This is a genomic window from Moorena sp. SIO3E8 (genome assembly GCF_010692445.1).
Lineage (GTDB): Bacteria > Cyanobacteriota > Cyanobacteriia > Cyanobacteriales > Coleofasciculaceae > Moorena > Moorena bouillonii.
The window spans coordinates 45,006-56,999 of the sequence record NZ_JAAHHM010000014.1 but is presented as its reverse complement, the minus strand read 5'-3'; the positions used below and the strand labels follow the sequence as shown (position 1 = coordinate 56,999).

The following is an 11,994-nucleotide window of genomic DNA, read 5'->3' as shown; positions in this document are numbered from 1 at the left end:
TTTAGTTCGGAAGATATCGTCAAAACGCTGACACCATCTATCGAAGCACGGGGGCATTGCTGTGGAAACAGTTTCTTTCATGGGATTGGAGGGAAAAAGTAACCAACCTAAAAAACTTACCCTATATAGCATAGCACTATTTATGCCTTGAATTATCGCGCTTAGTCCCACTAGGGAATAGCCCATCGCAATGGCAGGACTATTTAGACTCTATTGGCATTGTGCATTCCCTAGTAGCACAGAGGGTCACCGAAGCCGCTCTGCTGGGTGGATTAATCGAGAGTGGCAAAAACCATTAATTGCTGATTCTCTCAGATGGAGCCAGACAGTTCAATATTCTCATTCATGGGTTGTGTTGGGTTCTGGCTTTACGAATCATCCGCATGCTTTGAGGGGAGTACCGCTGAATTTCGAAACAACATTGAGGAAGTCCAAAGCCTTCTATGGGAGTACTACCAACAGCTTAATTGCCTATCAAGATCACCCGAGTGCCGACCAACAAGAGTACCTATCTGCTCGGTTTGATGAAATCTTTGGTCGGTGTTATCTGCACCACCCCACTAGTAGCAACGCATTGAACCAATTTAGACAAAACAAGGAGCAATTGCTTCGGGTGCTCGACAAACCCAATATCCCTTTGCACAATAATGCCGCCTTTTCTGACATCAGAGAATTTGTGACCCGTCGAAAAATCAGTGGTGGCACTCGCTCTGAGGCCGGACTTCAAGCCAGAGATACCATGTAGGGTATGAAAAAGACAATCGCGCAAATTAGGGATTTGTTTTTGGGCGTATTTACTGTCCCGCTTGCGAGGGGATGACAAAATCCCCCCCTTACCAGATTTGATTCGACAAAAGGCTATAGAGCATCGACTGGTGGGTAGCCCTGCCTGATAAATTGCTGATCCAATTTGTCAACCAGCGGTTATTGAGAAATTGCGATTGAGACACTATTTGGCTAGGCTACATCGACGAACTCTGTGTTACTCTAAATCATCAGAGATGTTGGAGTTATCAATCAGGCTTCTTATTTATTATTTAAAGTTTCATACAATCCCAGTTTTTGCTTAACCATTCTCTTATTCAGCAACGCCCTGGGCGTGACTCAGTAATTAGTATTGATTCGGTAATTGTCTATGGCAAAACCTGCAGATATTGGTAGCAAACGTCTAATCAGTCTCGCGCCCAATGCCTGGGTGCAATGGGTAACGGGTAATCCCCAAGTGCGAGCATCGGAGTTACTCGATGCTGAATTTCAATGGATTAGTCGGGAAAGTGACGTAATTGTCAAAGCCTCTAGTCCTGAACATCAAGAATTTCTGATTCTCAATGAATTACAACTGCGCTATAGTCAGGCCATGCCTAAGCGCATGCGCAATTATGTTGCCCTAGCTGAGGAGAAATATAACCTATCCACTTATCCAGTATTAATTAACATCTTGCCGCCCCCAGCCACCGTTACCATTGAAAATTGCTACGAAAGCGAATTCATGGGACTGAATGCCCGTCAAGATTATCGGGTAATTAATCTGTGGGAAGTAGATGCTGACTTGGTACTGACACAACCTTTACCATCGCTACTACCGTTTGTTCCAATCTTAAAAGGAGGTGGTAGTGAATCGAAATTGCGCTCAGCAGTGCAGGCACTACGAGCGGATCAAACTTTGAACCAACTAGAACCATTGTTAGCTTTCTTTGCTAGCTTTGTGCATAAGATACCGTTAATTCAACAAATCATGAGGTGGGATATGACAGTATTACGAGAATCACCCTGGTATCAAGAAATTTTACAAGAAGGAATTCAACAAGAACGTCGCCGGAGTTTAGAGCGCATCCTTAACCTGCGATTTGGAGATATTACTTTAGATATATCCCGGAAAATGCCAGCTTTAACTCTCGAACAATTAGACGAGTTAATCGCCATAGCATTAACTGTGAATTCTTTAGATGAGTTTAGTCAACAGTTGCCCAATTAATTAAATAGAGCCACACCCCACCTCGACCGTGGGGTAATTTTTTCTCGGCTATGAGTTTTGATGCGCTCAATCGACTATAAAATTTTAAGTTGATATAACATTTATCATAGCTATGAGGTGCGCTTGATCCATTAAGAATTAAATTCGCCACGGGTCGCACCTGAGGTAAACAGAAATTTTACCATCTTCCCTACTCCCTACTCCCTATTCCCTATTCCCTATTCCCTTATTCAACAATTATGTCACCAAATCAACAAACAGCATCTGAAACTAAACCTGAAACTAAACAGGATAGCCCTTCTGTATTTAGGATATCTCCTATAATTCGGATTACCCTAATAACATTTTATTGGGCACTGTTGATACCATTACCGTTTTTAGCTAAAGTATCATCGACTCCGGTATCGCCAATAATCCTGTGGGTAGGAATTAGCTTGGGATTTTTAGCCCTCTATGGAGCTTTAAGCGAACAGGTGATTGTAGATGACGAAAAAATTCAGGTGGCTTATCCCAATTGGGTGCCCCGATTCTTTCGCAAAGGTTGGCAATTACACTGGAAAGAGGTGAAAGACTTAAAAATGCGCACCACAGGTCAAGGGGGGCTTGTTTACTATTTCATTAGCCAGTCTTCTGACCAAGCTTACTTGCTGCCAATGCGAGTAGTGGGATTTAATCGCTTAGTTAAATTAGTACAAAACTATACCGGGATAGATACCACCGATATTCGTCCCCTAGCCCAGCCTTGGATGTATCTAATTTTGTTCGGATTCACCCTCTTGCTATTACTTGTAGATGGCTGGACAATAACCACAGCTATTAATCAAGGTTTGATGTAAGCATTCAGCTAATGCGCTACGCGCACGCGTGCGCGTTCAGCTATCAGTTATCAGCCAACGGGTGAATGCTCAGATGGGCGAATCCCTAAACTTTCAATTCTGTAAAATATCGAACTATTAAATTATCCTGTTCGATGTTTATTTTAAGCATTAGGCTGACTGCTGACTGCTGACTGCTGACTGCTGACTGCTGACTGGTTACCTTGATCAAGATCCAAAACCACTGGCTATGGCATCAAAAGATTGATAATTTTGAATGGGAGCGAAGCGATTGACTAATACCCTGTTGCAGCTCAAACAGGTAAGCCTGACCCTCTCAACCAGGGCTAAAGCGGCTGGAATACCTATATTAACTGATATTTCTTTCGAGGTCAGCCAATGCGATCGCATCAGCGTGATTGGACCATCCGGTGCTGGTAAAACCTCTCTGTTGCGCCTGTTGAACCGACTAAGTGAGTCCACCCAGGGAAATATTTACCTAGATAATCAGAACATCCGGAATATCTCTGTCCTAGAATTGCGCCGACAGGTAATGCTGGTACCTCAAGAACCAAAACTGTTAGGGATGACCGTTCAGGAGGCTCTAGCTTATCCGTTGGTATTGCAACAGCTGCCAAAAAAAGCGATTGCACAACGGACACAAGGGATTCGAGAGAGACTGCGCATTCCAGCGGAGTGGTTAGAGCGTACAGAGTTACAACTGTCTTTGGGACAACGGCAATTGGTTGCGATCGCACGAGCACTAGTTGTCCAACCAAGAATAGTGTTACTCGATGAGCCTACCTCAGCCTTAGATGCTGGTATAGCCTCTCAGGTGATCAGGGTATTTACCGATTTAGCGCAAAAGGAGCAGATCACAATTTTGATGGTCAATCATCAGCTAGATATGGCTGAGTTATTTTGTAATCGAGTCTTGTATTTACAAGATACTCAGTTACTCCAAGACACGACCGCTGAGCAGATTAATTGGCAACAGTTGCGAGAGAGATTAGTACAAGCAGAAGCTAAAGCATCTCAAGAGTGGGCTTAATCATTTCTTGACAGTTGACCCTTGACGGTTATTTTAATTTTGCTAGCATGCCTATTGCCTATTGCCTATTGCCTTTTGCCTTTTGCCTTTTGCCTATTGCCTATCATGCGTCTAACCTCTCTTGATGTCTTTCGAGGTATTGCCATGGCTAGCATGATTCTAGTCAACAATCCAGGAAGTTGGTCTTATGTCTATCCCCCCTTACTTCACGCTAAGTGGCATGGTTTTACCCCCACAGACTTAGTATTTCCTGCCTTTTTATTTATTGCTGGTGTAGCAATGGCTTTTTCCTTGGTCAAGTACACCAATAACAACCAATCCGTATCCCAAGGATATTGGCGTATTGGCAGGCGATGTGCCATTCTATTTGCTCTAGGCTTACTGCTAAATGGTTTTCCGACTTACGATTGGGATACTATTCGGATTATGGGTGTCTTGCAGCGCATTAGTCTTGCCTATTTCCTTAGTGCTGTAGCAGTGCTAAATCTAAGACGACGGGGTTTGTGGGTACTGACCGGAATAGTTTTGCTAGGGTACTGGGCAGCAATGTCTTTAGTACCAGTTCCTGATTATGGTGCTGGTAATCTGACACCGGAAGGGAATTTTGCTGCCTATATCGACCGTATGGTATTGGGAACAAACCATTTATATAAACAAGCTCAATTTGATCCAGAAGGACTGTTTAGCACCTTACCGGCGGTAGTAACTGTTTTGGCTGGCTATTTCGTTGGGGATTGGCTACGCCATCAACCGATACAGTCCCGTACTAGTTTGGGATTAGTACTATTTGGTCTAGGTTGTCTTGGTTTAGGCTGGGTTTGGGATTTCTGGTTCCCAATTAACAAGCAGCTATGGACAAGTTCCTATGTCGTCTTTGCTGCTGGTTGGTCGATGCTGTTACTGGCGGCTTGTTATGAGTTAATTGAAGTGCGGGGATTTCGCCGATGGGGATGGCCCTTAGAAGTGATGGGGTTAAACGCAATTTTTCTGTTTGTCGCATCTGGTTTAGTAGTTCGTATCCTATATCGAACTAAGGTAGGGACAGGTGATAATGCTGTGAGTACCTATACTTGGATTTATGAAAATCTGTTTCGGTCGTGGGCTGGAGCCATGAATGGTTCTTTGATCTTTGCGATAGTGAATGTACTGTTGTGGTGGGTGATTCTCTATGGGATGTATCGGCGACGCTGGTTGATCAGGATTTAAGGGTTGATGATTAATTGACGCAGAACCTCTAATAAATTTTTTAAATTGCCAATTCTGTCCCAGGTGTTGGATTATTCTCACTTATCCCTTGATTAAACCGATAGCCAACATTGCGAACCGTTTGAATAATGCTGGGTTGTCGAGGATCGGTTTCTATTTTTTTGCGCAGGGCAAGGACATGGGTATCGATGGTGCGCGGATTGTCAATCGCATTGGGCCAAGCGCGGCGCAATAATTCAGAGCGACTCAAAGCCATTCCCTCTGCTTGGGCAAGTACGTAGAGCAAACTAAATTCTTGGGGAGTCAGGTCAATAAACTCTTCTTTAAAGCGGACACGACGCTGGACTAAATCAATTTTGAGATCACCGTAGTCTAGAGACAGGGGAGCCACCGTAATGCGGAGGCGACGAATTAGGGCTTCTACCCGTGCCATAAATTCCTGTATACCAAAGGGCTTGGTCAGGTAATCATCTGCCCCAGCTTTAAGACCAGTGACGATATCTCTTTCACTATTACGAGCAGACAACATTAAAATTAGAGATTTTCGCTGTTGCTGAAGCCAGCAGCAAAATTCAACCCCATCGCTGTCTGGTAAATCAGAGTCTAGGATAACCAGAGTGGGTTGGCGATGGTGAAAGTCTTCCTTGGCTTGATCAAGATTTTGTGATTGATACACCCCATAGCCGGATTTCTTCAGGTGCGACCCTAGAAGCGATCGCAAATGAGGGTTTCCTTCAATAATCTGAATTCTAACTGAGCCCACGGCACTTTAAAGTCCTCTTAGCCTTAGCCGTTGGGATCTAATCCTAGCAAAGGTCACGTCAACATTCTGTAACAACTGCTACTGATGATACCGATATTGGCTTGGGTTCTTAAAATACGACTTCCTAGTGGCACGATCGCGACCAGGTCAGAGGGACAATAAGGACAATAGTAAAATTTCAATTTACCATTAATTTTAACTGACCATTTTTAATTATAGCATATAAGATGCAATTTAGTCTAGCTAACATAACAAATAATTGAGAAACGTATCGAGGACTTGCTACTTTTGCTAAACTGAAATTAAGTTGGCGTATCCGAGTTTCTACTGAGTGAGCCAATACCACTACTGTTGATACTCAAAATTTATTAAGACTATGCTGCAAGATCCTCAAGCTATACGCTGCTATCAAAAACTTACTGACTCCCTAGTCGATTTGTGGAATCGAGGTTATAGCTTCGATGAATTGCGGCTATATATCGATGGCTATCTTTCTGCCCTCAAACACACAAATACCCTTGAATCCTATATAACCTACCGCTTAGAAGAAGATGCCATTCGTTATCTTCGTGATCCATCCAACTTTGAGATGGTACCAATGCCGCAGCCAGAAACCGACTACTTTTAAACCTTAAACACACAGAACCCCACTCAATCATATCAAGTCTATTGGAGTACTCATCCTATCCGTTAGCTGGTAATAGGCAATTACCCATTACCCATTACCCATTACCCATTACCCATTACCCATTCCCAAAAAGCGATAGGCTATTCTCTTGAGTAATTAACTGGACTTGATATCAGTGGGTTTTCTTAGCAATCTGCTTTTCCCAAATAGCAACTAAATTCTCAACCCTCTGATCCCAACCATATTGGGAAACACACTCCCTACCGTTGCGACCCATTTCCTGTCGCAACGCTGGGTTCTCAATTAATACTTTGAGCTTGTCGGAGAAATCTTCCTGATTCTGAGGAGTGAACAAAAAGCCATTCCATCCGTCTCGGATATTCTCCACTACCCCACCTGCTTCAGGAGCGAGCACAGGAATTCCAGCAGCGAAGGCTTCTAATATAGTTAGCCCTCTAGTCTCCTTCTCAGATGCTGTGATATGAATATCACTATTGACCAACAAAGCTGGAACATTTTCCGGTGGGACTCTACCGAGGAAGTAACTATTTGGTGTTAACTTGCTTAACCTGGTAGCAATCTCATCCCGCATCGGACCATCACCAACAATGATCAGTGCGATTTGGTCACTGTTGACCTCTTGTACAACTCGTAAAAAGGCATTTAGGGTAAATTCCCACCCCTTATCTGGAGTTAACCTACCTAGAAAAACTAACTTAACTTTACTGTCAACCCCTCTAAGGTCATAGTTCTTCTCAAAAAACTGTTCCTCCTGTAAATCCGCAGAGAATTTACTAGCATCAAAGCCAAGTAAATTGGCATAAGTGGTGTTTTTAATGCCTAGATCGATAATCTTTTTATGGGTAATCCGACTAGACACTAGGGTGACATCATAAGAATTATACACTGAAAGCAATATGGTTTTAAAAATAAATTTAATTCCAGCGACGACCACAGACGGTAGAGAAAAGTAATCTTCGGCATAGTCGAGAAAATTAGTCCTAAAAAAACTCACACAGGGAATACCAGCCTTTTTAGCAAAAGCCACCCCAGGCACTCTAAAAAAGCCAAAAAACAGTCTTTCTGGTTCATCAACATGAATAATATCGGGCTGGAATTTTTTTAACTCCTGGAGGAGGATTGAATAGGAACTTCTACGCACCTGACGCTCAAACTCTAAGTCCATGAATGAGGTACTCGGTAAATTGATGATTCTCACTCCAGGCAGGATTTGACCAGTATAATCTCGCCAATTGGGATAGACATCTTCTAACGCACTGTAGTCAGGACAAAATAACAACACCTGGTGTCCCCACTGACTCAGTCGTTGTAGCCTAGATAATCCACTAACTGTTACGCCATCAATGACAGGCAAGAATCCAGAGGTGATAATAGCAATTTTCATAGGTTAGTAGAATCTATTACACTCAGAGCGTGTTTAATCTGTAGAGCCAAAGTATTGAGGATGGATCAATTTTTGCATAAATCCTCAGCAGAACAGATCAGGCAAATCTAATAACGTTTCATACCAAATCCGGGTTAATTACCCCCTTTTTAAGCAAAAAGCATGAGGAGCGTGACTAAGCGTGACTAAGCGTGACTGAGAACAGGAGAAAGAATGTTGGAATCATAAAGAGGGTTTTTGAAGCGGATTTGCTATCAAACACTACTAGAGGTAGTTAAACCTAGGTTAGGGTGAATCGCATCCGGCAGTTCCTTTTCCACTCGCCGTATGGGTGGATATCGATAAGCGATAAAGCTTGCCAGGATGTTCAGAATTCCCATCAACAGTAACAGCAAGCCCATGCCACGCCCTGGACCAACTCCAATGATATGGCCAATACTACCTGCTAACAATCCATCGGTAGCCATCATCGGTTCTAAAACATGATCGACTAACGGTCCGGTTAGCATGTGGGCAAGGATCAATAAGGAGTTTTCGATGGCCAGTTGTAAGGCGAAGACCCGTCCTTGCAGATTAGCTGGGACTTTGTTCTGCCAGATAGTCTGATTACAACTAACGATAATGGGTTGAGCAAATAAGACACCAAAAGCCCCAAGAGCAGCCAAGCTCACAGAAGCGCGGCACCCACCTAAAAGTAAGAACAAGCCTTGCAGGATTACAAAGCTAAAAATACCGTATATCCTGGGCTTGGGTCCTCCCCAGGTAGTCATGACCAAGCTACCAATCAGCATCCCACAACCGCCAATAGATAAAATCACCCCAAGTTCAGCACTGGAGGCAAAACTTAACACCAGTGGCCAGAACAACACCTGAAGAATACCCATACTGAAGTAGACCACGGCAAAGAACATCAGCAACCCTCGTAGTCCTTGGCGTTTGGCAATGTAACGCCAGCCTGATACTAGATCTTGGCGCAGTTGAGAGAAGTGGGCTTGCTTTTGATTAGTGTGATGGGTAGACTGGAGATGGGGAATCTGAATACTTAGCAATGTTGCTAGGGCAAAGATGAATGTGATGAAGTCTATTAATAGAATTCCCTGCAAGTGGATGGTCTCCAGCAGGACACCCGCCAAGGTCGGTCCAAGAATCTTGGCAGTTGCCCTAGAGGCTTGCATCATGCCATTAGCACGGCTAAGATGTTCTTGAGGCATCAGCTGAGTCGTAGCTGCTGTATAGGCTGGCAACTGGAAAGCCTTAAACGTTGAACTGATTGCTACGACTAGGTAAATGTGCCAGATCTCTAACCTGCCCGAGAACACCAGAGCCATAACCACCAGTGTGCTAGCCCCTGCCACGGAGTCGCTGAGAATCATCGCCCAGCGTCTATTCCACCGGTCTACGAATGTACCAGCTATGGGTGAGATTATAATATTTGGTAGGTGAATAAATAAAGAAATTAGGGCAAATTGGGTGATTGAACCAGTGGTCTGGTAAGCCCAAACACCCAGAGCAAATTCGGTAAGATTAGACCCCAGAAGGGATACTAGTTGTCCCAACCAGATCAGAAAGAAAATCTGCATTTATTGTGTCTTTTTCTACTTTACTCGTCGTTATACTCCGCCATCGGCGGGATTATTGTACCTTTTATACATGAATGACTGAACCCCTTGCCAGTTCCCGCTCAGCTTACACCTTGAGAGGTAAAACAGTCTAGCTCGGGGAAAAAGACTGTTGTGGGTGGGCTTACTGATATATCTAGTATGCTGGCAAGTTTTATGTTTGACGGTACCCTTGATGAGTACTCTTTGTGACATTTTTGCTTAGCTTCCGGCAAAAGAAGCCCCACAACGAACATGCGCAGCATGAGTGTGGTCAGAAGTTACCGCAAGAAGAGTGGAGCCTTTATAGTTGGCAGGCTATGCATAAAAGGGTTAAAACTCGTGGAATAAGGCTCCACTCTTCTAAGGTTTCATCTCCGGGATGAATTTTGCACAGAGTCTTTCACAAAAGACCAATCGATGTGTTATACTAAAAATAATGACTTTCAAAGCCTAAAATGCTGGAAAGTTGGTCAAACATTATTAAACAAAAGACCAAAAAAACAGAGCGGCAGGGCAGTCCGTTCTTAAAGCCCAGCGCCTCCTAAGCAATAGCTGGATTGGCTGGGAAGCCCACACTGAACTCAAAGAGTCAGTGTGGGATCTGTCACATTGTGGTGACATTGTCTTGATGCAGTCGCGCTATGGGAGGTACCCCAAGACTGGGCTGGCTTCCCTTTGGCTGCGTTGCATTGCTTTTGACCGACAACTTCTTATGTGGGTGACATGGTGCCGAATCTGCTGATCAGAATAATTCCGTAGTACCTATCTCAGCAGGAAGAGATGAGCTATTGTGGATACCTATCTTGAGAAGCTCAGAAGCGAGAGCTGACTGCTGAATCATTACCAACTAGTTAAGCTTAGTGGCAACAAAATACCAGTGACCCTGGTTATTCAGAAGAGTTTTAACAGTTAGGATTAAAATTGATTTGATTCCCATTAACTATTATATACTTGATTGGCAAATAAAACAAGTCTCCTAAACGGTAGTTTTAAATCAATTGAGATATTGAGATATTGAAGATGCTTAACTATATCTAGTTCCTTATCTAGTTCCTTATCTAGTTCCGTTTTAGATTGTTTGAGGTCACTAGTTTGTTTTTTTTTGAGCGTTTATCCTTCACACTCAAGGGTCAAGCGTCAACTGTAACCCTATTAAATTGATTTCAAGCTATCGGTTATAAAATATACCTAGGTTTGACCCCCCAGAGTATCCCGAAAATCACTGCTAGCTCACGGCCTCTCCTTCCTCATCACTGAAAATTTTGCCAAAATGGCAACCAATTACTAATATGTATAAGTCAATATTGTATAGATGCAGGTTTATTTACTCTTAAGTTCACTGCCCTATAAATCCATGTCGAAATGATTAGATTCGGAAGAGGATTAAACTAAAATCCAGGGGAAATAATATCCCCAGAGTATTCTTGATTTTTATAATTTTCATGAAAGTTAAATTAAGATTGCTGAAAATGGCTTTAATTAACTAAATTTAAATCAGGGTGCTTTACTACACTATAAGTAAGTCAGTAATATTTCTGTCGAGATAACTACTTATAATTATTGATATTACTACTGTGCATTTTAATCAATATAGTTAACGAAAATACCTATGGTATTAAACGCAAATCAACTATCTGAAATAACTATTAAACTAACAGCTACCCTGACAGCATAACCCTTAAATCAATCTCTTAACTTATGGATGGAAGATATAAATATTCCATCCAAAATAAACTTATCAAAATCTAATCAAAATGTTGAAAAAATATTTGAGAAGTCTAGTATAATATCTACTAAAAAAAATGGGAGTCCTGTCATCTGCTCTAGTTTTGAAGACTGGATCAAGTCTCCTGCCAATCAGCCATTATCACCAAATCACTCTAACCTAGGGTTAGCTACCAATTTTGATATTCTTAAAGCCGAGGCACTTTTAGCTAATCATAACGATTACCAATTACAAGATAATTTAGTAATTGTTCATGAAAATGAACAAGAAATATTTGAAGAAAAGACCTACATTAAACATGGCCTCACTATCCATGATGACGATTGTATTTTTGATATAGGGGCAAACATCGGTATGTTCACCCTGTTTGCTCAGCAAATCTGTAAAAATGCCAGACTATTCTCCTTTGAAGCCTTACCAGATGTTTTTGAACTGTTGCAGATCAATGCATCACTCTATGGCTCGAATGCCAAAGTGTTCAGTTTTGGACTTTCCAAGCACTCAAAGACTATATCTAGTATTATTCATCAACAGAACATTGAAAAAATTGATTTACTCAAAATTAATGCTGATCAACCTCAGTTAGATATCCTGGCTGGCATCAAGGAGAAGGATTGGGAAAAAATTCAGCAAATTGTGATCGAGGTTGATCAGATTACAGCAGGGATAAACCTAAAGCAAATCACAAACTTACTCCAACGGAAAGGCTACCAGTTAGTGATTGATCAAGAAGTATTGCTGGCAGATACAGGGGTTTACCGTATCTACGCCAGCCGTAACTATCAGCTAAATCAATTCTCTTAGTATCCAACAGGAATGAAAAT

At 42.4% G+C, this 11,994-nt stretch carries 10 protein-coding genes and 1 pseudogene; 8 read left to right on the top strand and 3 right to left on the bottom strand.

Annotation, left to right across the window (positions count from 1 at the left end):
* The first annotated feature begins 190 nt into the window (after window positions 1–190).
* The 6 genes and pseudogenes from F6K46_RS08520 (at window position 191) to F6K46_RS08495 (ending at window position 5,047) form a co-directional block, all read left to right on the top strand.
* Entirely contained in the window at window positions 191–745 is a 555-nt protein-coding gene (locus tag F6K46_RS08520; RefSeq protein ID WP_293054877.1) for a transposase, read from the top strand.
* 193 nt (window positions 746–938) lie between these two features.
* A pseudogene (locus F6K46_RS08515) lies at window positions 939–1,070 on the top strand (IS1 family transposase); the annotation flags it as partial.
* A 65-nt stretch (window positions 1,071–1,135) separates the two neighbouring features.
* Window positions 1,136–1,975, top strand: coding sequence for a DUF4351 domain-containing protein (locus F6K46_RS08510; RefSeq protein ID WP_075904042.1), 840 nt, complete (start codon window positions 1,136–1,138; stop codon window positions 1,973–1,975).
* A 239-nt stretch (window positions 1,976–2,214) separates the two neighbouring features.
* Window positions 2,215–2,811, top strand: coding sequence for a hypothetical protein (locus tag F6K46_RS08505; protein ID WP_293054875.1), 597 nt, complete (start codon window positions 2,215–2,217; stop codon window positions 2,809–2,811).
* A gap of 271 nt (window positions 2,812–3,082) precedes the next feature.
* A complete protein-coding gene (locus F6K46_RS08500; RefSeq protein ID WP_293054873.1) occupies window positions 3,083–3,841 on the top strand; it encodes an ATP-binding cassette domain-containing protein in 759 nt (252 codons plus the stop codon).
* Between the two features lie 105 nt (window positions 3,842–3,946).
* A complete protein-coding gene (locus F6K46_RS08495; RefSeq protein WP_293054880.1) occupies window positions 3,947–5,047 on the top strand; it encodes a heparan-alpha-glucosaminide N-acetyltransferase domain-containing protein in 1,101 nt (366 codons plus the stop codon).
* A 40-nt stretch (window positions 5,048–5,087) separates the two neighbouring features.
* Here F6K46_RS08495 and F6K46_RS08490 read toward each other — a convergent pair whose 3' ends face one another.
* Window positions 5,088–5,810: a response regulator transcription factor gene (locus F6K46_RS08490; RefSeq protein WP_293022331.1), complete on the bottom strand. Its 723-nt coding sequence runs from the start codon at window positions 5,808–5,810 to the stop codon at window positions 5,088–5,090.
* A gap of 376 nt (window positions 5,811–6,186) precedes the next feature.
* Between F6K46_RS08490 and F6K46_RS08485 the strand changes: the two genes are divergently transcribed.
* Entirely contained in the window at window positions 6,187–6,438 is a 252-nt protein-coding gene (locus F6K46_RS08485; protein WP_075904034.1) for a DUF6761 family protein, read from the top strand.
* Window positions 6,439–6,610: 172 nt separating this feature from the next.
* Here the strand turns inward: F6K46_RS08485 and F6K46_RS08480 are convergent, their stop codons facing one another.
* A complete protein-coding gene (locus F6K46_RS08480) occupies window positions 6,611–7,843 on the bottom strand; it encodes a glycosyltransferase (protein ID WP_293054871.1) in 1,233 nt (410 codons plus the stop codon).
* 254 nt (window positions 7,844–8,097) lie between these two features.
* Window positions 8,098–9,423: an MFS transporter gene (locus F6K46_RS08475; protein ID WP_293054869.1), complete on the bottom strand. Its 1,326-nt coding sequence runs from the start codon at window positions 9,421–9,423 to the stop codon at window positions 8,098–8,100.
* A 1,723-nt stretch (window positions 9,424–11,146) separates the two neighbouring features.
* Between F6K46_RS08475 and F6K46_RS08470 the strand changes: the two genes are divergently transcribed.
* The gene (locus tag F6K46_RS08470) at window positions 11,147–11,974 is read left to right on the top strand and encodes an FkbM family methyltransferase (protein ID WP_293054867.1); all 828 of its coding nucleotides are present in this window, start codon (window positions 11,147–11,149) and stop codon (window positions 11,972–11,974) included.
* Window positions 11,975–11,994 lie beyond the last annotated feature (20 nt).